The 20801-nt window shown below is 65.7% G+C and carries 22 protein-coding genes, 1 tRNA gene and 1 pseudogene; 20 read left to right on the top strand and 4 right to left on the bottom strand.

Going from position 1 to position 20801, the window contains the following annotated elements:
• Positions 1-113: pseudogene (locus DPV79_RS43895) on the top strand (IS30 family transposase); the annotation flags it as partial.
• A 115-nt stretch (positions 114-228) separates the two neighbouring features.
• On the opposite strand, the gene DPV79_RS31315 reads toward DPV79_RS43895, so the two are convergent.
• Positions 229-1341 carry a DUF262 domain-containing protein gene (locus DPV79_RS31315; protein WP_060051935.1) on the bottom strand — a complete coding sequence of 371 codons (1113 nt, stop codon included), beginning with the start codon at positions 1339-1341 and terminating at the stop codon, positions 229-231.
• Between the two features lie 272 nt (positions 1342-1613).
• Between DPV79_RS31315 and DPV79_RS31320 the strand changes: the two genes are divergently transcribed.
• Positions 1614-1688, top strand: a tRNA-Gly gene (locus tag DPV79_RS31320).
• 133 nt (positions 1689-1821) lie between these two features.
• A complete protein-coding gene (trmB, locus tag DPV79_RS31325; protein ID WP_113047278.1) occupies positions 1822-2589 on the top strand; it encodes a tRNA (guanosine(46)-N7)-methyltransferase TrmB in 768 nt (255 codons plus the stop codon).
• Positions 2590-2699: 110 nt separating this feature from the next.
• Here the strand turns inward: trmB and DPV79_RS31330 are convergent, their stop codons facing one another.
• From DPV79_RS31330 to DPV79_RS31340, 3 genes are all read right to left on the bottom strand, one after another.
• Entirely contained in the window at positions 2700-3530 is an 831-nt protein-coding gene (locus DPV79_RS31330; protein WP_113047279.1) for an undecaprenyl-diphosphate phosphatase, read from the bottom strand.
• Positions 3531-3611: 81 nt separating this feature from the next.
• Complete coding sequence (locus DPV79_RS31335) at positions 3612-4193, bottom strand: DUF1439 domain-containing protein (protein WP_021157056.1); 582 nt, start codon at positions 4191-4193, stop codon at positions 3612-3614.
• Positions 4190-4507, bottom strand: a complete 318-nt coding sequence (locus tag DPV79_RS31340; protein WP_034195806.1) for a YkgJ family cysteine cluster protein — start codon at positions 4505-4507, stop codon at positions 4190-4192. Before DPV79_RS31340 ends, DPV79_RS31335 begins: the two co-directional genes overlap by 4 nt.
• Positions 4508-4678: 171 nt before the next feature.
• On the opposite strand from DPV79_RS31340, the gene hemN reads away from it, so the two are divergent.
• The 17 genes from hemN (at position 4679) to DPV79_RS31425 (ending at position 20792) form a co-directional block, all read left to right on the top strand.
• The gene (hemN, locus tag DPV79_RS31345) at positions 4679-6070 is read left to right on the top strand and encodes an oxygen-independent coproporphyrinogen III oxidase (protein WP_059485279.1); all 1392 of its coding nucleotides are present in this window, start codon (positions 4679-4681) and stop codon (positions 6068-6070) included.
• Between the two features lie 81 nt (positions 6071-6151).
• Complete coding sequence (locus DPV79_RS31350; RefSeq protein WP_060174668.1) at positions 6152-6409, top strand: hypothetical protein; 258 nt, start codon at positions 6152-6154, stop codon at positions 6407-6409.
• Between the two features lie 104 nt (positions 6410-6513).
• Complete coding sequence (locus DPV79_RS31355) at positions 6514-7170, top strand: protein-L-isoaspartate O-methyltransferase family protein (RefSeq protein ID WP_021157052.1); 657 nt, start codon at positions 6514-6516, stop codon at positions 7168-7170.
• Positions 7171-7184: 14 nt separating this feature from the next.
• Positions 7185-7508 (top strand): rhodanese-like domain-containing protein, encoded by a 324-nt coding sequence (locus tag DPV79_RS31360; protein WP_011351193.1) that lies wholly within the window; start codon positions 7185-7187, stop codon positions 7506-7508.
• 431 nt (positions 7509-7939) lie between these two features.
• The gene (gene urtA, locus DPV79_RS31365; RefSeq protein WP_113047280.1) at positions 7940-9247 is read left to right on the top strand and encodes an urea ABC transporter substrate-binding protein; all 1308 of its coding nucleotides are present in this window, start codon (positions 7940-7942) and stop codon (positions 9245-9247) included.
• 139 nt (positions 9248-9386) lie between these two features.
• Positions 9387-11006: an urea ABC transporter permease subunit UrtB gene (gene urtB / locus DPV79_RS31370; RefSeq protein WP_059498389.1), complete on the top strand. Its 1620-nt coding sequence runs from the start codon at positions 9387-9389 to the stop codon at positions 11004-11006.
• A 1-nt stretch (position 11007) separates the two neighbouring features.
• Positions 11008-12195 carry an urea ABC transporter permease subunit UrtC gene (urtC, locus tag DPV79_RS31375; RefSeq protein ID WP_021161913.1) on the top strand — a complete coding sequence of 396 codons (1188 nt, stop codon included), beginning with the start codon at positions 11008-11010 and terminating at the stop codon, positions 12193-12195.
• Positions 12192-13049 (top strand): urea ABC transporter ATP-binding protein UrtD, encoded by an 858-nt coding sequence (gene urtD / locus DPV79_RS31380; protein ID WP_021161914.1) that lies wholly within the window; start codon positions 12192-12194, stop codon positions 13047-13049. The genes urtC and urtD overlap by 4 nt, the downstream gene beginning before the upstream one ends.
• Positions 13050-13053: 4 nt before the next feature.
• Positions 13054-13746, top strand: a complete 693-nt coding sequence (gene urtE, locus DPV79_RS31385; RefSeq protein ID WP_059590314.1) for an urea ABC transporter ATP-binding subunit UrtE — start codon at positions 13054-13056, stop codon at positions 13744-13746.
• A 266-nt stretch (positions 13747-14012) separates the two neighbouring features.
• The gene (locus tag DPV79_RS31390; RefSeq protein ID WP_060058344.1) at positions 14013-14744 is read left to right on the top strand and encodes a type IV toxin-antitoxin system AbiEi family antitoxin domain-containing protein; all 732 of its coding nucleotides are present in this window, start codon (positions 14013-14015) and stop codon (positions 14742-14744) included.
• Entirely contained in the window at positions 14744-15736 is a 993-nt protein-coding gene (locus DPV79_RS31395) for a nucleotidyl transferase AbiEii/AbiGii toxin family protein (protein WP_113047281.1), read from the top strand. The genes DPV79_RS31390 and DPV79_RS31395 overlap by 1 nt, the downstream gene beginning before the upstream one ends.
• A 223-nt stretch (positions 15737-15959) precedes the next feature.
• Positions 15960-16835 (top strand): urease accessory protein UreD, encoded by an 876-nt coding sequence (locus tag DPV79_RS31400; RefSeq protein ID WP_113047282.1) that lies wholly within the window; start codon positions 15960-15962, stop codon positions 16833-16835.
• Between the two features lie 236 nt (positions 16836-17071).
• A complete protein-coding gene (locus DPV79_RS31405) occupies positions 17072-17374 on the top strand; it encodes an urease subunit gamma (protein ID WP_006491064.1) in 303 nt (100 codons plus the stop codon).
• An 8-nt stretch (positions 17375-17382) separates the two neighbouring features.
• Positions 17383-17688, top strand: a complete 306-nt coding sequence (locus DPV79_RS31410; protein WP_021161917.1) for an urease subunit beta — start codon at positions 17383-17385, stop codon at positions 17686-17688.
• A 28-nt stretch (positions 17689-17716) separates the two neighbouring features.
• On the top strand, positions 17717-19423 hold the full coding sequence (ureC, locus tag DPV79_RS31415; protein ID WP_113047283.1) for an urease subunit alpha: 1707 nt from the start codon (positions 17717-17719) through the stop codon (positions 19421-19423).
• 24 nt (positions 19424-19447) lie between these two features.
• The gene (gene ureE, locus DPV79_RS31420; protein ID WP_113047284.1) at positions 19448-20125 is read left to right on the top strand and encodes an urease accessory protein UreE; all 678 of its coding nucleotides are present in this window, start codon (positions 19448-19450) and stop codon (positions 20123-20125) included.
• Positions 20112-20792, top strand: coding sequence for an urease accessory protein UreF (locus DPV79_RS31425; protein WP_042976674.1), 681 nt, complete (start codon positions 20112-20114; stop codon positions 20790-20792). The genes ureE and DPV79_RS31425 overlap by 14 nt, the downstream gene beginning before the upstream one ends.
• Positions 20793-20801 lie beyond the last annotated feature (9 nt).

Consider the following 20801-nt stretch of genomic DNA (forward strand, 5'->3'; position numbering starts at 1 on the left):
ATATTGCCAAGCTGATGAACGGACGCCCTCGTCAAACCCTCAACTGGAAAACCCCCGAAGAGGCCATGGCGACGGAATTAGCTACCGCCGGGTTGGCTAAACGTTGCACTTGATTCTTGAGACCGCCCTCTTGTACCAAGGCTCTCATATCCGTCAACTCCCTTCGCCGCCATACCAATTCAGCGGCGACCCGATCCACCAAATCGTTAACAGTGCGGATCATAATAATCAGACCGCATTGGAAAAGAGCTTTCGACCAAGAGGAATTAGGCGCGGAAGTCGACGGCTTGCATTAACTCCGGAGGTCGCCCAATCAGTGAAGGCCTTGTTCGACCAGATAGATCTAGCACGCTTGGGAATTTCTTTCTGCTCGCAAAGTGTGCCTTCGGCGATGTTGTATGCCACGCCAAGTGCAACCACCTCGAACATCGACAGAAGGAACCCCCCCTCATGCCTCTTCTTCTTAATACTGTACCGTTTAAACGCCTCGTCTTCGAGAATCTGCGCGAGCACGTCAAATGTATCTTCAAACAATTGCTTTATTTCACCTCGCCTGAATCGTTTATTCTGCGCGACTTCGGAGACACGGTCAGTCAAGAATATACCAACATCACCAATCGACTTGATCTCCACCTCTGGAATACGAGCAAGAATAATAAATCGAAGTGCGAGCTCAACGTCATAAGCTTCTTCAAGGGGGCGATCACTAAGTGCAGTAGTGGCAATAAATGGCTCGTACCTAGGAAGCTCCTTCAACCACTCGAAGAACGATTTGTTAATCATTACCAGGAGACAGTTCCGAACTTCCTGCGGACTGAGTTCGGAACCACCGGTATTAAGACGTTGGAACAGGTCATACTTTGCCGACTCATCACTCTCCTTCAATACGATACTCGCGGCAATCTTCGACCTCTTAATCACCAACTGGAGTTCCTTGGGAAGAGCGTGCCTTGGATTATCTGCACTTTCCCATAAAACACCATTCAATGCTGGAAGATATTTTGTGCCTTCGAGGGCAAGCGGCTCCATCCGTTGACCATCCTCATCTCGAAGGATTCCCATAAATTGAAAAATAGTCGAAAGCCGCTGCAGCCCATCAACGACGTCCCACACTCCGTCTGAGCGCTGACTTACGAATATCTGCGGCAAAGGGATACCAAGAAGAATGGACTCAATCAACCCAGCCTTCTGCGCCGACGTCCATCTGTAAAAGCGTTGGAACTCAGGATGTATATCCAATTCTTCGCGCTCATACATACTTACCCACTCCCCGATCGACATCGGATAGCCGTCGGTCTTAATCTCACGACGCTTTTTATTAATTTGCTCAACCAGTGACATATATAAATCCTTCGCGAAGGTGCTGATACGTGATCATAGCGGATCCGTAACTTTTTCTCATTACGCATGTCCACTCGACCAACTCATAGACATTCCGCCAAGCAGGCGAGCGCTCCGACCGAAATTGGATCGGTAGGCAGTCCGCACGCACGATCACTCATCAAAGCCAGCGACACCACCGCCCCGGCATCGAGCCATGCCAGTTTCGCTGCCACCGCCCCGAACCTCCCGCTTGCCATCCCGACCCGAACCCCTGTAGAATTGCGCGTTCTGCGGGCGTCGTATAATGGCCATTACCTCAGCTTCCCAAGCTGATGACGTGGGTTCGATTCCCATCGCCCGCTCCACTTTCCGGCTGCATCGCAGCCTGCGCAAAAGCCGCCTCGTCGAAGGCGGCTTTTTTGTACCATGTGCCGGTTCACCCTGCGCACTGCTGCGCGCAACGGGCCCTCGCCCGCAACCGAGCCTTTCTCTGTACCGATGATGCACGACGATCCGAACGAAGCCGGCCTGCCGCCGCACGACGACGCCATTCCCGACGAAGCCGCCGAAGGCGCCGACACCGTCAATCCGCTGCACCACCGCCGCATCCGCAGCTTCGTGACGCGCGCCGGCCGCGTGTCGACCGGCCAGCGCCGCGCGCTCGACGAACTCGGCCCGCGCTTCGTGGTGCCGTATGCACCGGACCTGCCCGACTGGAATGCGGTGTTCGGCCGCAGCGCGCCGCGCATCCTCGAGATCGGCTTCGGGATGGGCGCGTCGACCGCGGAAATCGCCGCGAACCGCCCCGGCGACGACTTCCTCGGCGTCGAAGTGCACGAGCCGGGCGTCGGCGCGCTGCTGAAGCTGATCGGCGAGCAGGATCTGCCAAACATCCGCATCATCCAGCACGACGCGGTCGAGGTGCTCGAGCACATGCTTGCGCCGGAAAGTCTCGACGGCGTGCACATCTTCTTCCCCGACCCGTGGCACAAGGCGCGCCACCACAAGCGCCGGCTGATCCAGCCGCCGCTCGTCGCGCATCTCGCGTCGCGCCTGAAGCCCGGCGCATACATTCACTGCGCGACCGACTGGCAGAACTACGCCGAGCAGATGCTGGAAGTGCTCGGCGCGGAACCGACGCTCGAAAACACCGCCGCCGACTACGCCCCGCGCCCCGACTACCGCCCGGTCACGAAGTTCGAACGGCGCGGGCTGCGCCTCGGCCACGGCGTGTGGGACCTGGTGTTCCGCAAGCGCGCAGGCTGAGCCTTCCCGCCGCGGCGGCGCAGGCCGCCCGGATCCGGATAAAAAAAGCCCGATCGGTTATCTGCCGATCGGGCTTTTCTCATTGGAGGCGCGCCCGCCTCCGTGCCGCGTCACGCCCAGTTCAGCCAGCCGCTGTACCCGACCAGCAGCACGAACAGCCCGAACGCGATCCGGTACCACGCGAACACCGTGAAATCGTGCGTCGCGACGTAGCGCAGCAGCCAGCGCACGCACACGAACGCACTGACGAACGCGGCGACGAGGCCAAGCGCGAACAGGCCGAGCGAATCGACGGTGAACGCCTGCCAGTCCTTGACGGTTTCATAGAGTGTCGCGCCGAAGATGATCGGAATCGCGAGGAAGAACGAGAATTCGGTGGCGACGCGCCGGTCGAGACCGAACAGCATCCCGCCGATGATCGTCGAGCCCGAGCGCGACATGCCGGGAATCAGCGCGAAGCACTGCGCGATGCCGACCTTGAGCGCATCGAGCGGGGTCAGCGCGTCGACCGCCACCACACGCGGCGGCTCGCTGCGTTCGCGCTGCCGCGCCTCGGCCCACAGGATGATCGCCCCGCCCACGACGAGCGCGAACGCGACTGGTACCGGCGAGAACAGCACCGCCTTGATCTTCTTCTCGAGCAGGAGGCCGAGTGCGATCGCGGGAATCGTCGCGATCACGACGTTCAGCGTGAAGCGCCGCGCATCGGGCCGGCTGGGCAGCCCGGATACGATGGACGCGATCCGTTGCCGGTATTCCCAGCAGACGGCGAGAATCGCCCCGAACTGGATCACGACGTCGAAAGTCTTCGCGTGCGAATCGTTGAAATTCAGGAAGCTGCCCGCGACGATCAGGTGACCGGTGCTCGACACCGGCAGGAATTCCGTCAGCCCCTCGACGACGCCGAGGATCAAAGCCTTGCAGATCAGGATCCAGTCCATTCGTGGCCCAACTCCGAAATGGTCGAATGAATGGGCCACTCTTCCACGCGCGGCCCCCCTCCGGCCGGGCGCGGTTCGTCGTCACTTTTCGACGATCGCCACGCGTATGCCGTTTGTAAGAATCGTAATTGTACCGGGTTCGTAGTTCACCCCGGCAAATTGCAGCTGTTCGGGCTTGAACGTGTAGATCGGATAGTTGGTCAGCAACTGCGTCGCGAGCAGGCCGGCGGCCGCGCCGACCTGTTGCGCGTACATCTGCGCGTCGCCGTCGAGCGCGAGGCTGTCGACGGCCGGCGACTTCAGCACCACCGAACGGCTCGGTGCGTCGTAAGCAAGCTGGCCCGACACGGTGAACTTGCCGCTGACGGGCGCGCGCAGGAACGGGCTCGCGAAATGCGCATCGAGCTGCACGGCGACGCGGTTCTGGTCGGGCAGCAGGTTGACGGCCGGGTTCGCGAGCGACACGTCGACGACCTGCGCGACCGTCTTCTGGTACGGGAACTTGCGCGCGACGGCCTTCTGCACGTCGCCGCGCGAGAACGTGTAGTGATCGGGGATGAACGGGAAGGTCGACGCGCAAGCGGCGAGCGACAGCGTCACGCCGATGGCGCCGACGGTTGCGGCGAGGAAACGGCGCCGGCCGGGCGCGCAAGGTGCGGTCATGCTGAACACTCTCCTGGTTGCGACGGCCGCGTCGCGGCCTCGAGACGCGTGAGCCACGCGAGCGCGTCGTCGCGCGACGCGCCGCACATGTCCGCGGCAGGCTGCAGCCCGGAACAGCACGCGGGCCGCTCGGGGCGGCCGAAGATCCGGCAGCGCAGGTCGTCGCCGAGCTGCACGCAGCGCACACCGGCCGGCTTGCCGTCGGGCATGCCCGGAATCGGGCTGGAAATCGACGGCGCGATGCAGCACGCGCCGCAGCCCTCGCGGCACGCATGCGGCGGCGGGACATCGGCAGGCGCCGGGCGGACAGGCATTTCGACGGACACTCGGCTCTCTCGAACGAACAACAAAAAACGGTGCGGCAACCGGACGCGGTGCCGGCAGCCCACCCCGCATTGTGCCATCGCCGGCTGCGACGTTATTACACAATGCAGCTCAATCGCGCGTTTATATACTCGAAAGCATCTAAAAAGCGCGAGACCATCATGCGTTCCGGTTCTGCCGACTCAATGTTCCGTCCCGATTTGCTCGCGAAATACGGCGCGAACGGGCCGCGCTATACGTCGTACCCCACCGCGCTGCAGTTCCGCGACGATTTCGACCCGGCCGACTACCAGCGCGCGGCGAGCGACCCCGGCGCCTCGTCGAGCGAGCTGTCGCTGTACTTCCACATCCCGTTCTGCAACACCGCGTGCTTCTACTGCGGCTGCAACAAGATCGCGACCAACAACCGCCGCCGCGCACGCCCGTATCTCGAGCAGCTCAAGCGCGAGATGGCGCTGCAGGCCGCGCTGTTCGATCCCGCACGCCCGGTCACGCAGCTGCACTGGGGCGGCGGCACGCCCACCTTCCTGTCCGACGACGAAACGGCCGAGCTGATGGCGGCCACGCGCGAGCACTTCGCGCTCGCGCCGGATGCCGACGCCGAATTCTCGATCGAGATCGATCCGCGCACGGTCACGCCCGCCACGCTCGTCCACCTGCGCAATATCGGCTTCAACCGGCTGAGCCTCGGCGTGCAGGATTTCGACCCGGCCGTGCAACAGGCGATCAACCGTGTCCAGCCGCGCGCGATGACGGCCGACCTGCTCTCCGCCGCGCGCACGACGGGGTTTCATTCGGTGAGCGTCGACCTGATCTACGGGCTGCCGCACCAGACCGTTGCCGTCTTCGCGCGCACGCTGGAAACGATCATCGAACTCGCGCCCGACCGGCTGTCGGTGTTCGGCTACGCGCACATGCCGCACCTGTTCAAGATGCAGCGGCAGATCGACGATGCGACGCTGCCGCCGCCGGAAACGCGCATCGCGCTGCTCGGCCTCGCGATCGACATGCTGACGTCGGCCGGCTACGTGTACATCGGGATGGATCACTTCGCGCGGCCGTCCGACGAACTCGTGCGCGCGCAGCGCAACGGCACGCTGCAACGCAATTTCCAGGGCTACAGCACGCGCGCGGATACCGACCTCGTCGGTTTCGGCGTGTCGTCGATCGGCAAGGTCGGCGACGTCTACGCGCAGAACGCGAAGGACCTGCCCGCCTACGGCGCCGCGCTCGACGCGGGCCGGCTGCCGATCGCGCGCGGCGTGCGGCTCACGCCCGACGACCGGCTGCGCCGCGACGTGATCACGCAGCTGATGTGCAACCTCGAACTGCCGTTCTCGCATGTCGAGGCCGCACACGGCATCCGCTTCGCCGATCATTTCGCGCGCGAACTCGACGCGCTGCGCCCGTTCGAGCGCGACGGGCTGCTGACGATCGCGGGCGACCGCCTGACGATCCATCCGGCCGGCCGGATGGTCGTGCGCAACATCGCGATGGCGTTCGACGCGTACCTCGGGCAAACGCAGCAGCAGCGGTATTCACGCACGGTCTAGGGGCGGCCGGGCGCCGGCCGGGCGCATGCGGGCGGCCGGTTTGATACAGTGTGGGGCTTACGCCCCGCCAGAATCCGCACGATGCGCACCACCAAAGCGACCCACGCGGTCGAACGCCTGAAGACCCGCTCCGGCAACCCGCATTTCGCGGCCGTCGCAATGGCGGGCGGCCTGTTCTATCTCGTCGACCGCTCGGGCGGCACCGCCGAGAAGCGCTGCGAGCCGCTGCCGCTCGACGCGTTCGTCAAGTTCGTCGACGAATTCGGCCCCAAAAAGCCGCGCAAGGCGAGCAAGCTCGACCTCGCCTTCGAGGCGCAGATCAGGAAGAGCAAGGGGTAAAGGTCTGTTGCAGGCCGCCTGAAGGCTTCGCGGCCGCCCCGTTTGGTACAATCACGAAGTTTCTCTATCCCCGCTGATGGCCGACCAGGCTGCGTGACCACACCATGAATATCGAAAACGCGCGTTTCAACATGATCGAACAACAGATCCGGCCGTGGGACGTGCTGGATCTCGACGTCCTGGGCCTGCTGTCGATCGTCAAGCGTGAAAACTACGTTCCGGCCGAATACCGCGATCTCGCGTTCGCCGACCTCGAACTGCCGCTGCCGGGCGGCACCAGCAAGATGCTGTTTCCGCGCGTCGAAGCGCGCGTGCTGCAGGAGCTGGCCGTCAAGAAGCACGAGAACGTGCTCGTGATCGGCGCCGGTTCGGGCTACCTGGCCGCGCTGTTCGCGCATCGCGCCCGGCACGTGACGGCCGTCGAGATCGATCCGGCCATCGCGAAGTTCGCGGAAGACAACCTGCGCAACGACGGCGTGACCAACGCGGAAGTCGTCCTCGGCGACGGTTCGCGCGGCTGGGCCGGCAAGGCGCCGTACGACGTGATCTGCGTCGCGGGCGGCCTGCCCGTCGTGCCGCAGGAAATGCTCGAGCAACTGAAGGTCGGCGGCCGCCTGTCGGCATTCGTCGGCGGCCGTCCGGTGATGAAGGCGCAGATCATCACGCGCATCGACGACAAGCAGTACCGCGTGGCCGACGTGTTCGAAACCTACATCGACCACCTCGTCAACGCGATCGAGCCGTCGCGCTTCAAGTTCTGAGCAGCGGAGCCTCCATGCAGATCCTGACCGCCGCGATGCTCGCGGAATGGCTCGGCGACAAGGCGCGCCCCGCGCCGGTCGTGCTCGACGTGCGCGAACCGTGGGAAATCGCGACCGCGCACATCGCCGGCAGCGTGTCGATCCCGATGCAGCAGATTCCCGCGCGCAGCGAAGAACTCGACGACGAAGCGGAAATCGTCTGCGTGTGCCATCACGGGATGCGCAGCGCGCAGGTCGCGATGTTCCTCGAGTCGCGCGGCTTCACGAAGCTGTACAACCTGCAAGGCGGGATCGACGCGTGGTCGCGCGACGTCGATCCGTCCGTCCCGCGCTACTGATCCCGCCGGTGGCGCATCGCGCGCCGCCGCACCGGCCGGCACATCGCCGCCGGTCATACCGACCCGCCGAACGGGCGCGCATGGCGCGCCCGTTTTTCTTTCCCGCTCCGGTTCGTCTCGGCGTCGTCTGACCTGCGACGGTACCGCGCCGCCCCACCCCGCTTGGCGTGAAGTCATGGTGCACGACCGTTCCCGCACCGCACGCAGGCACCGGAACGGGGAACCCCAACCGTGCACCATTTCCGCCCGCGACCCTGCACCGCGACGGACCGCGCATGCTGCACGACGCGTCATGTGCCCCGTCCCGACGCCCCGCCCTGCCCCGCGCAGGCACGCCGGGCGTGCATCCGCACGACTGGCACATGCCTTGCGTTATCCGTTGGCCGACGCCGTCAAGGCGCACGCATATCCAACACGTCAAGGGGAACCCGATGAAACGTCGCAGTCTGTTGAAGTTCGGTTCGATGGCCGGCGCGCTTGCGCTCGCGGGCAAGAGCCCGTTCGCGCACGCGGCCGATGCGGGCACCGGCCCGATCAAGGTCGGCATCCTGCACTCGCTGTCGGGCACGATGGCGATCTCGGAGACGTCGCTGAAGGACACCGCGCTGATGACGATCGCCGACATCAACAAGAGCGGCGGCGTGATGGGCCGCAAGCTCGAGCCCGTGGTGGTCGATCCCGCGTCGAACTGGCCGCTGTTCGCCGAGAAGGCGCGCCAGCTGCTCACGCAGGACAAGGTCGCGTGCGTGTTCGGCTGCTGGACGTCGGTGTCGCGCAAGTCGGTGCTGCCGGTGTTCGAGGAGCTGAACGGGCTGCTCTACTACCCGGTGCAGTACGAAGGCGAGGAAATGTCGCGCAACGTGTTCTATACGGGCGCGGCGCCGAACCAGCAGGCGATCCCGGCCGTCGAGTACCTGATGAGCGCGGAAGGCGGCAGCGCGAAGCGCTTCTTCCTGCTCGGCACCGACTACGTGTATCCGCGCACGACCAACAAGATCCTGCGCGCGTTCCTGAAATCGAAGGGCGTGAAGGACGCCGACATTCAGGAGGTCTATACGCCGTTCGGCCACAGCGATTACCAGACCATCGTCGCGAACATCAAGAACTTCTCGCAGGGCGGCAAGACGACCGTGATCTCGACGATCAACGGCGACTCGAACGTGCCGTTCTACAAGGAGCTCGGCAACCAGGGGATCAAGGCGACCGACGTGCCGGTCGTCGCGTTCTCGGTCGGCGAGGAGGAACTGCGCGGGATCGACACGAAGCCGCTCGTCGGCCACCTCGCTGCGTGGAATTACTTCATGTCGGTGAAGAACCCGACCAACACGAAGTTCAAGGACCAGTTCGCCGCCTGGGTGAAGGCGAACAACCTGCCGGGCGGCGCGAAGCGCGTGACCAACGACCCGATGGAGGCGACCTATGTGGGCATCCACATGTGGAAGCAGGCCGTCGAGAAGGCGAAGAGCACCGACGTCGACAAGGTGCGTGTCGCGATGATCGGCCAGACGGTTGCCGCGCCGTCGGGCTTCACGCTCGCGATGGACGGCAACCATCACCTGCACAAGCCGGTGATGATCGGCGAGATCCGCGGCGACGGGCAGTTCAACGTCGTGTGGAAGACGAAGACGGCCGTGCGCGCGCAGCCGTGGAGCCCGTACATCGCGGGTAACCAGGGCAAGCCGGACATCGTCACGTCGATCCCGGCGTTCCTGCGCCGGCAGCGCACGACGCTCGCCTGACGCGACGCGGGGCGTCGCGCACCGGCGCGATGCTCCGCCCGCTTGCAGGCGCCGATGCCCCGGGCGCGCTTGCCGACGCACCGCAAGCGCCCGCGCATCGCCGCCTGCATCCGCCTTCCACGCCCGACAGGATTTCCCGATGCCTACACGCTTTCGCCGAGCCGCCGTCGCGATCGTCGCGTGCGCCGCCCTCGCGGGCGGGCTGCCGCGCGCCGCGTTCGCGCTGACGGCCGCCGATACCGCCGCGCTCGCCGGCGACGACTTCGACGCGAAGACGGCCGCGATCGAACGGCTCGCCGCCGATCCCGATCCGCGCGCCGTCGCGTTGCTCAACGCGCTGTCGAGCGGCGACGCGCTCGCGACCGGCGACGGCCGCCTGCTGATCCAGTCCGGCGACACCGCACACGACGCGCTCTCGCAGGCCGCGACGCCGGCCGGCGACGCGCAGCCCGTGATGCTGAACAACCTGCTGCGCACGAAAATCGCGGGCGCGCTGTCGGGGCTCGCGCTCGCGTCGCCCGACGTCGCCGCGCGCCGCGACGCGATCGATGCGCTGCTGAAGTCGCCCGACCCGGCACTCAAGCCGATGATCGACCGCGCCCGTGCGAAGGAAACCGATCCCGCGCTGAAGCGCCGCCTCGATGCATTGTGGGCGATCGCCGCGCTGCACGACGCCGATCCGGCGAAGCGCCTCGAAGCCGTGCAGGTGGTGGCCGCGCGCAGCGATCTCGACATGATCGAGCAGTTGCGCCCGCTCGTCGCGAAAAACGCCGACGGCAGCTACGCGGAGCCCGACGCGCGTGTGCGCGACGCCGCCCAGCAAGGGCTCGACGCATTGCACTCGCTGCAGCGCCGCGGCGAGATCGCGGGCACGCTGTTCGCGGGGCTGTCGCTCGGCAGCGTGCTGCTGCTCGCCGCACTCGGCCTCGCGATCACGTACGGGCTGATCGGCGTGATCAACATGGCGCACGGCGAATTCCTGATGATCGGTGCGTACGCAACCTATGTCGTGCAGACGCTGATCCAGCGCTACGCACCCGGCGCGTTCGACTGGTATCCGCTCGTCGCCGTGCCGGTGTCGTTCGTGACGGCCGCGCTCGTCGGCATCGTGCTCGAACGGCTCGTGCTGCGGCACCTGTACGGCCGCCCGCTCGAGACCCTGCTCGCCACCTTCGGCGTGAGCCTGATCCTGATCCAGGCGACGCGGATGCTGTTCGGCGCGCAGAACGTGCAGGTCGTGAACCCGTCGTGGATGAGCGGCGGCGTGACGGTGATGCAGAACCTGATCCTGCCGTACAACCGCCTCGTGATCCTCGCGTTTGCGCTCGCGGTGGTATTCGTCGCGTGGGCCGTGCTGACGAAGACGCGCCTTGGCCTGTTCGTGCGCGCGGTCACGCAGAACCGCCGGATGGCCGCGTGCGTCGGCGTGAAGACCGCACGCGTCGACGCGTACGCATTCGCGTTCGGCGCCGGCATCGCGGGCCTCGGCGGCTGCGCGCTGTCGCAGATCGGCAATGTCGGCCCGGATCTCGGCCAGAACTACATCATCGATTCGTTCATGGCCGTCGTGCTCGGCGGTGTCGGGCAGATCGCCGGCACCGTGCTCGGCGGCTTCGGGCTCGGCCTCGTCAGCAAGGCGATCGAGCCGTTCTGGGGCGCCGTGCTCGCGAAGATCGCGGTGCTCGTGATGATCGTGCTGTTCATCCAGAAGCGTCCGCAGGGCATGTTCGCCCCGAAGGGCCGCAGCGCGGAGGCGTGACATGACTTCAATCACCGATTCGTTGTCGAAGCCGCTCGCCGACGCGCCGAAGCCCGCTGCCGCCGCGCGTGCGGAGAACGGTTTCGCGCTCGGCCTGCCGCCCCGCCCCGCGCTGCTGTCGCGCCGCGCGTGGCTCGCGCTGATCGCGCTGTGCATCGCGATCGGCATCGGCGTGCCGCTCGCCGCGCTGGTCGCGCCCGAGTCGAGCGCGTTCCATCTGTCCGCGTATGCGATGACGCTCGCCGGCAAGCTGATGTGCTACGCGATCGCCGCGCTCGCGCTCGATCTCGTGTGGGGCTACTGCGGCATCCTGAGCCTCGGCCACGGCCTCTTCTTCGCGCTCGGCGGTTATGCGATCGGCATGTACCTGATGCGCGAGATCGGCCGCGACGGCAAGTACGGCAGCGACCTGCCCGACTTCATGGTGTTTCTCGACTGGCACCAGCTACCGTGGTACTGGAGCGGCACGCAGCATCTCGCGTGGGCGCTCGCGCTCGTCGTGCTCGTGCCGGCCGTGCTCGCCTGGGTGTTCGGCTTCTTCACGTTCCGCTCGCGCGTGAAAGGCGTGTACCTGTCGATCATCACGCAGGCGCTGACGTTCGCCGCGATGTTGCTGTTCTTTCGCAACGAGACGGGCTTCGGCGGCAACAACGGTTTCACCGACTTCAAGCGCATCGCGGGCTTCGCGATCACGTCGCCCGGCACGCGCACGGTGCTGTTGCTGCTGACGTTCGCGACGCTCGTGCTCGCGTTCATCGCCGCGCGCGCGATCGTCACCAGCAAGCTCGGGCGTGTGGTCACCGCGGTGCGCGACGGCGAAACGCGGCTGATGTTCCTCGGCTACAGCCCGCTCGCGTACAAGCTGTTCGTGTGGACCGTATCGGCCGTGCTGTGCGGCATCGCGGGCGCGTTGTACGTGCCGCAGGTCGGCATCATCAATCCCGGCGAGATGTCGCCCGGCAACTCGATCGAGATGGCGATCTGGGTCGCGGTGGGCGGCCGCGGCACGCTGATCGGGCCGATCGTCGGCGCGTTCGCGGTGAACGGCGCGAAAAGCCTGTTTACCGCCTACTTCGCCGAATACTGGCTGTTCTTCCTCGGCCTGATCTTCGTGCTCGTGCCGCTGCTGCTGCCGCGCGGGATCATGGGCCTCGTCGAAACCGTGCTCGCGAAGGGGAAACGTGCATGAACGGAACGGCCCTCTACCAGTTCACGCCGCCGCCCGAGGACGAGCTGCTCGCCGTCAGCGGCACCGCATCGATGGGGCGCGTGGTGCCGCCGGGCATCGACACGTCGCACGGCACGATCCTCTACCTCGAGGATATCGAGGTGAGCTTCGACGGCTTCCGCGCGCTGAAGAAGCTGTCGCTCGCGATCGACGCGGGCGAGCTGCGCTGCGTGATCGGCCCGAACGGTGCGGGCAAGACGACGATGATGGACGTGATCACCGGCAAGACGCGCCCCGATGCGGGCAAGGTGTTTCTCGGCCAGACCATCGACCTCGCGCGAATGAACGAGCCGGAGATCGCGCGCGCGGGCATCGGCCGCAAGTTCCAGAAGCCGACCGTGTTCGAGCAGCATCCGGTGTGGGAAAACCTCGAACTCGCGATGCAGACCGACAAGGGCTGGCTCGCGTCGCTGCGCGCGCGGCTCGACCGCACCGCGCAGGCGAAGATCGAGGAGACGCTCGCGCTGATCGGGCTCGAAAGCGACGCGTATCGCGCGGCGGGCGAGCTGTCGCACGGGCAGAAGCAGCGGCTCGAGATCGGCATGCTGCTGATGCAGCGCCCTGCGCTGTTGCTGCTCGACGAACCCGCGGCCGGGATGACCGACCACGAGACGATGGAGCTCGCCGAGCTGCTGAACACGCTGCGCGGCACCTGCTCGATGATGGTCGTCGAGCACGACATGGAATTCGTCGCGGCGCTCGCGGGCGAATCGGGCCGCGTGACGGTGATGGCCGAAGGCGCGGTCCTCGCGCAAGGCACCCTCGACCAGGTCAAGCGCGACGACGCGGTGATCGAGTCTTATCTCGGACGTTGATGCGATGCTGAAGATCGAAGCACTGAACCAGTACTACGGCGGCAGCCATATCCTGCGCAACGTGAGCCTCGCCGCCGACGACGGCAAGCTCACCGTGCTGCTCGGCCGCAACGGCGTCGGCAAGAGCACGCTGCTGCGCTGCCTGATGGGCGTCGTTGCCGCGAAAAGCGGCAGCGTGTCGTGGCGCGGCACCGCGCTCGGCGCGATGCCGCCGTATGCGCGCGTCGCGGCCGGGCTCGCGTACGTGCCGCAGGGCCGCGACATCTTTCCGCGGCTCACCGTCGAGGAGAACCTGCTCGTCGGCGCGGCGAGCCGCAAGGCGCCGTCGAAAGTACCCGACCGCATCTACGACCTGTTCCCGGTGCTGAAGGACATGCGCGCGCGGCGCGGCGGCGACCTGTCGGGCGGCCAGCAGCAGCAGCTCGCGATCGGCCGCGCGCTGATGAGCGACCCGCAGTTGCTGATCCTCGACGAGCCGACCGAAGGCATCCAGCCGTCGATCATCCAGGATATCGGGCGCACGCTGCGCCAGCTCGTCGACGAATCGAAGATGACCGTGCTGCTCGTCGAACAGTATTACGATTTCGCGCGCTCGATCGCGGATCGCTACTGGGTGATGAGCCGCGGCGAGATCGTCGCGGGGGGTGATGCGCGGGACATGGAGACGAACGGCGTGCGCGAGTTGATCGCGGTGTGATGGACACCGGCTGGCCATCCTGCTGCCGGCAATCAGGTCTTTTTATTCAGACCCTTATTATTCGAGCGTTGAATATTTTCGGATTATCAAACAAGCGGTGCATTTCTCGCATGCAGTCAACGTGTCGGCCGGATCATGTCCTTCCCGAGGCGTGGCTTGAGGCGTGACTGGATCCGGTGAATCTGGCGCGATAGCGTTATAAAATTGCAGATAATCAAACATACTCTATATATACTGCAATCAGACAACGCTCTGATCACGTCACGATGAGCAATAAAACAGTCCAGCGGTTGATGCAGGAGACCCTGCGCGGTTACCCCATCGATTCTGCAATGCTTCGAAACATGGGCGTGAGCGCGGCTTTGGCGTCACATATGGTCAAGTCCGGCTGGCTGCAACGCCTTTCGAAAGGTACCTACCTGCTGACCGGCGACACGCCCTCTCGGGACGGCATCATCGCGCATCTTGGCCGACGCGTCCCCGGCATCCACGTCGGCGGCAAAACAGCCCTCGCCTGGCAAGGCGTTCGCCACAACATCGCATTCAAAGAGAAAGTCATTCTCTGGGGCCCGAGACCCTATCGCATCCCCTCATGGGTCGCGGAGCACATGCACTACACGTACCAGACCACTGCGTTGTTCGACGAATCGTTGCCCTATTCGTTCGGACTGACGCAGCTTCCCGCCGGGGAACCCGACGTGCTTGTTTCCGTGCCGGAGCGAGCCATACTGGAGCTTGCAAGCGACATCGGAAAGGGACAGTCATTAGAGGAAGCATCCAACCTGGTGATCGGATTGCGCAACCTGCGCGTCAAAACGCTGGACGTACTTCTACATCACTGTACGAGCGTGAAGGTAGTACGACTGGTGCGGGACCTTGGACAAGGTGCGGATTTTCCGTGGGCACGAGAACTCCAGAAGCACGTCAACCGCCTCGGCGAAGGCACGCGATGGTCGAACAAGATGAAAAACGGCAAGCGACTCACACTCAAACCGTGATGAACCAGACCTACGTAGACACCGTCCGGCTGATGCTCTCGATTGCACCGATCGTCTTCGACACGCCGCGCTTCGCGATGAAGGGCGGTACCGCACTCAACCTCTTTCTCCATGACATGCCACGTCTGTCGGTCGATATCGATGTCGTGTTCACCGATCGAGGCCCGAACCGCGAAGAAGCGCTCGATGCGATCGACCAGGAGCTGGATCGAACCCGGAAGCAAATCGAGGCCGAGGGACATGCGACGGAGTTCTCGGCCGCCTCGTCGTCCGGGAAAGCGAAGGGCGACGACGTGAAGCTCGTCGTCATTTCCGGCGCGACCGCCGTCAAGGTCGAGGTCAACTACATATTCCGGGGCACATTACTCGACCCCGTCCGGCGCCTCCTCACGAAGCAAGCCGAGGACACCTTCAGCACCAGCGTCGAAGTCCCGACGCTTCACGACGCGGAGCTCTATGGCAGCAAGCTGGTGGCCGCATTGGACCGCCAGCATCCGCGCGATCTTTTCGACGTGATGCATATGTATGCGCACCACGGGTTGCGCCCGGATATCGTGGATGCGTTCGTGGGCTATCTGTCCGGGCATAACAGGCCGATTCACGAAGTGTTGTTTGGACCGAAGCACTCGATGGCAGAGGCCTACGACTCCGATTTCGTCGGCATGACGGTCGAACCCGTCGACCTGGCGGTGCTCGAAACAACTCAAGAACGGCTCCATCGGGAACTACCCGCATCGCTCACGGAGAATCATCGTCGATTCCTGATATCGCTGGTCCGGGCCGAGCCGGACTGGTCCTTGATGCCATACGCGCATCTGCGCGAGTTGCCGGCCCTGAGATGGAAGCTCATCAACCTCGAGAATCTCAAAAAGAAAAAACCGGAGGTGTTCGCACAGCAGGAGTCGGCGCTCCGCGAGAAATTCGCCGCGCTGGACAGCGAACACGCGTCAGCCGACACGGAGACCGACACCATGCCACCGAGCCAGGCGTAAACGCGCCAGCAGCGTGCCACCATTCTCGCGTCGCTCGGGCCCGTCGCACTGCTCTGACGCTCCACGGCATGGCGCGCCATCGGACATGTACGGCCATGCTTGTCACACAGAAGATTGGGGATTCGACCCAACCCGGCGCTTTCAATGAACGCCGCATCTGCATTATTGTTCCGGTAGCATCCACGTTCTTCGCACCCGCTTCCTCGTTTCCCGTTCGCCGCCGATGTCCGCCCCCGATTCGCATGCCTCGCTGTCCCGCCCCGCCGTCGCCAAGTCGTGGCGCGGCCGCCTCGAACTCGGCTTCGAGCGGCACGGCGCACGCACGACGCTCGCCCACCGGCTGCACGACGGCCCGTTGCGCGTGCAGCGGCCGCTGTATCCGGAAGGCGATGCGATCTGCCACGCGGTGATCGTGCACCCACCGGGCGGCGTCGCGGGCGGCGACCGGCTCGACATCGACATCGCGCTCGGCGACGGCACGCACGCGGTCCTGACAACGCCCGGCGCGACCAAGTGGTACAAGTCGAACGGTCTCGATGCGACGCAGCGCATCGGCATCACGGTCGGCGACCACGCGAAACTCGACTGGCTGCCGCAGAACAACCTGTTCTTCGACGCGGCGCATGCGTCGCTCGCTTTCACGGTGACGCTCGGCACGGGCGCAAGCGCGATCGGCTGGGACGCGACGCAGCTCGGCCGGCAAGCAGCCGGCGAAACCTGGTCGGCCGGCCGCATCGTGTCGAGCGCGGCGCTCGTCGATGCCGACGGTCGGCCGCTGTGGACCGAACGCGCACTGCTCGACGCGCACGATCCGCTGCGCGGTGCGCTGCAGGGCCTCGCCGGCTTTCCCGCCTACGGCACGTTGTGGGCCGCCGGCGCCGCATGCGACGCCGCGCTCGCCGAATCGCTCGCCGCGCGGATGCCGTTCGATGCCATGCTGCGCGCGAGCGCGACCTGCGTGACGCCCGGCGTCGTGCTGGTGCGCGCGCTGTCGACGTCGATGGAAGCGCTGCAACGCCACTTCACCGACTGCTGGCTGCATCTGCGGCCGATCGTGCACGGCGTCGACGCCCGGCCGCTGCGCCTCTGGCAAACCTGAGCCCGGTCGCGCCACGCACCGTTTCGATGCAGCGCCGCGGCCGGCGCTGCACGTTGCCCATGCATCGCGCACCAGGAACGCGCATCGCGCCGCGTTCCATGCACATGGCACGCGCCTTGCTGCTTACATAACCGATACACGGCGCACGCAAAACGGCGCGGTGCTACGATGACCCGCGCGTTCGCCCCGTTGCCCACGCACCGATAAAAATTACGTTTTACTGAACGTTTGCCTTCATGAAACTGACTCCCCGAGAGAAGGACAAGCTGCTGATCTTCACGGCGGCGCTGCTGGCCGAGCGCCGACGCGCACGCGGCCTGAAGCTCAACTATCCGGAGGCAGTCGCCTTCATCACCGCCGCGCTGATGGAAGCCGCGCGCGACGGCAGGACGGTCGCCGAGGTGATGCACTACGGCACGACGCTGCTCACGCGCGACGACGTGATGGACGGCGTGCCGGAGATGATTCCCGACATCCAGGTCGAGGCGACCTTCCCCGACGGCACGAAGCTCGTGACCGTCCATCACCCGATTCCGTGAGGCCCCGCATGATCCCCGGCGAAATCCTCACCGACGACGGCGAACACGAACTGAACGCGGGCCGCGCGACGCTCGCGCTCGTCGTCGCGAACACCGGCGACCGCCCGGTGCAGGTCGGCTCGCACTACCACTTCTTCGAAGTCAACGACGCGCTGTCGTTCGATCGCGCGGCCGCGCGCGGCTTCCGCCTGAACATCGCGGCCGGCACCGCCGTGCGCTTCGAGCCGGGCCAGACGCGCACCGTCGAGCTGGTCGCACTCGCGGGCGATCGTGCCGTCTACGGTTTTCAGGGCAAGGTGATGGGGCCGCTGTAAACCGCGCCCCGCTCTTCAGGAACAGCACATGACATTACGCTTGAGCCGCCGCGCGTACGCGGAAATGTTCGGGCCGACGACGGGCGACCGCGTCCGGCTCGCCGATACCGAACTGCTGATCGAGATCGAACGCGATTACACGACCTACGGCGAGGAAGTGAAATTCGGCGGCGGGAAGGTGATCCGCGACGGCATGGGCCAGTCGCAGCGCGTGGCCGCCGACGTGCCCGACACGATCATCACGAACGCGGTGATCCTCGATCACTGGGGCATCGTGAAGGCCGACATCGCGATCAAGCACGGCCGCATCGCCGCGATCGGCAAGGCCGGCAATCCCGACATCCAGCCGGGCGTGACGATCGCGATCGGCGCGGCCACCGAAGTGATCGCCGGCGAAGGGCTGATCGTGACGGCGGGCGGCATCGACACGCACATCCACTTCATCAGCCCGCAGCAGATCGACGAGGCGCTCGCGTCGGGCGTCACGACGATGCTCGGCGGCGGCACCGGCCCCGCCACCGGCACCAACGCGACGACCTGCACGCCAGGGCCGTGGCACATGGAGCGGATGCTGCAGGCCGCCGACGGCTGGCCGATCAACCTCGGCTTCCTCGGCAAGGGCAACGCGAGCCTGCCCGAGCCGCTCGTCGAGCAGATCGCGGCCGGCGCGATCGGGCTGAAGCTGCACGAGGACTGGGGCACGACGCCCGCCGCGATCGACAACTGCCTGTCGGTCGCCGACGACACCGACACGCAGGTCGCGATCCACACCGACACGCTGAACGAAGGCGGCTTCGTCGAATCGACGGTCGCCGCGTTCAAGGGCCGCACGATCCACACGTATCACACCGAAGGCGCGGGCGGCGGCCACGCGCCCGACATCCTGAAGGTGTGCGGCGAGTCGAACGTGCTGCCGTCGTCGACCAACCCGACGCGCCCGTACACGATCAACACGCTCGACGAGCATCTCGACATGCTGATGGTGTGCCATCACCTCGATCCGTCGATCGCCGAGGATCTCGCGTTCGCCGAATCGCGGATCCGCCGCGAGACGATCGCGGCCGAGGACATCCTGCACGATCTCGGCGCGCTGTCGATGCTGTCGTCGGATTCGCAGGCGATGGGCCGCGTCGGCGAAGTGATCATCCGCACCTGGCAGACCGCGCACAAGATGAAGGTGCAGCGCGGCGCGCTGCCGGAAGACGGCACACGCAACGACAACTTCCGCGCGAAGCGTTACGTCGCGAAGTACACGATCAACCCGGCGCTCACGCACGGCATCGCGCACGAAGTCGGTTCGATCGAACCCGGCAAGTGGGCCGACCTCGTGCTGTGGGAGCCGGCGTTCTTCGGGATCAAGCCGTCGATGATCCTGAAGGGCGGGATGATCGCCATGGCGCAGATGGGCGACCCGAACGCGTCGATCCCGACGCCGCAGCCGGTTCACTATCGCGAGATGTTCGCGACGCGCGGCGGGGCGCTCGCGCGCACGTCACTGACGTTCGTGTCGCAGATGGCGGCCGATGCGGGCATCGCGGAGCGCTACGGCCTCGCGAAGCGGATCGTGCCGGTGCGCAACTGCCGCAACGTGACGAAGGCCGACATGATCCACAACGCATGGCGCCCGTCGATCAGCGTCGATCCCGAAACCTACGACGTGATCGCCGACGGCCAGTTGCTCACCTGCGAGCCGGCCACGGTGCTGCCGATGGCGCAGCGTTATTTCCTGTTCTGATGGCCGGTTTCCGGTTCCTGTTTCATGCGCACTCTCGACAAACGTATCGCCCCGAACGTGAAACTCGCCGCGTCGCTCGTCGCACGCGCGCCGACGCTCACGCTCGCCTATGACGCCCGCTGCAAGAGCCGCCTCGCGGTGACGCTCGACACCGGCGAAGACGTCGCAGTGCTGCTGCCGCGCGGCACGATCCTGCGCGACGGCGACGTGCTCGTCGCCGACGACGGCGCGCTCGTGCGCATCGCCGCGGCCGCCGAAACCGTGCTGCGCGTGCGCGCGGCCGATCCGCTCACGCTGATGCGTGCCGCGTATCACCTCGGCAACCGTCATACGCCGGTCGAGATCGGCGACGGCTACCTGAAGCTCGAGGCCGACCCGGTGCTCGCGGACATGCTGCGCCGGCTCGGCACGCAGGTCGAGGAAACGCAGGCGCCGTTCCAGCCGGAAGCCGGCGCGTACGGCGGCGGACACAAGCACGGGCACGATGCGACGTTCGCCGAGGATTACGCGCTTGCGCAGCAGGTGTTCGGCGAGCATCACGGCCATTCGCACTCGCACTCGCACTCGCACTCGCACTCGCACTCGCACGATCACGATCACGATCACGATCACGATCACGATCACGATCACGATCACGATCACGATCACGATCATCAGCATGGTCCCGGATGCACGCGCGGCCACGGCCATGACCACCACTGAACTCGTCGCGCTGCTGCATCTCGCGTCGCCGGCGCTGCCGATCGGCGCGTACAGCTATTCGCAGGGCCTCGAAGCCGCGCTCGACGCGAACCTGATCCACGACGCCGATTCCGCGCGCGACTGGATCGCCAGCGGCCTGACCGACGTGCTCGCGCACGGCGAGCTGCCGTTCCTCGCGCACCAGCTCGCGCGCTGGCACGCGCACGACACGCACGCGCTCGTCGCGGAAAATGCATGGTTCGTCGCGAGCCGCGAATCGGCGGAACTGCGCCGCGAGACCGAACAGATGGGCTGGTCGCTCGCGCAACTGTGCGCGTCGCTCGAATGGGGCGATGCCGCGCGCCGCGCGACGCTCGCGGCGATGTCGCCGATCGCGCTGCCGACCGCATTCGCCTACGCGGCCGCCGCGCACGACGCGAGCGCCGACGCCGTGCTCGCCGCGTACGCATTCGGCTGGGTCGAGAACCAGACGTCCGCCGCGCTGAAGGCCGTGCCGCTCGGCCAGCTCGCCGGGCAACGCATCATCGTCGCGCTGCGCGGCGCGATCGACGCGGCCGTACGCCGCGCGCTCGCGACGCCGCCCGACGCCGTCAACACGTTCGCGCCGCAGCTCGGCATCCTGTCCGCACGGCACGAAACCCAGTATTCGCGGTTGTTCCGCTCCTGAACACGACAC

It is taken from the genome of Burkholderia reimsis (assembly GCF_003294055.1).
GTDB classification, from domain to species: domain Bacteria; phylum Pseudomonadota; class Gammaproteobacteria; order Burkholderiales; family Burkholderiaceae; genus Burkholderia; species Burkholderia cepacia.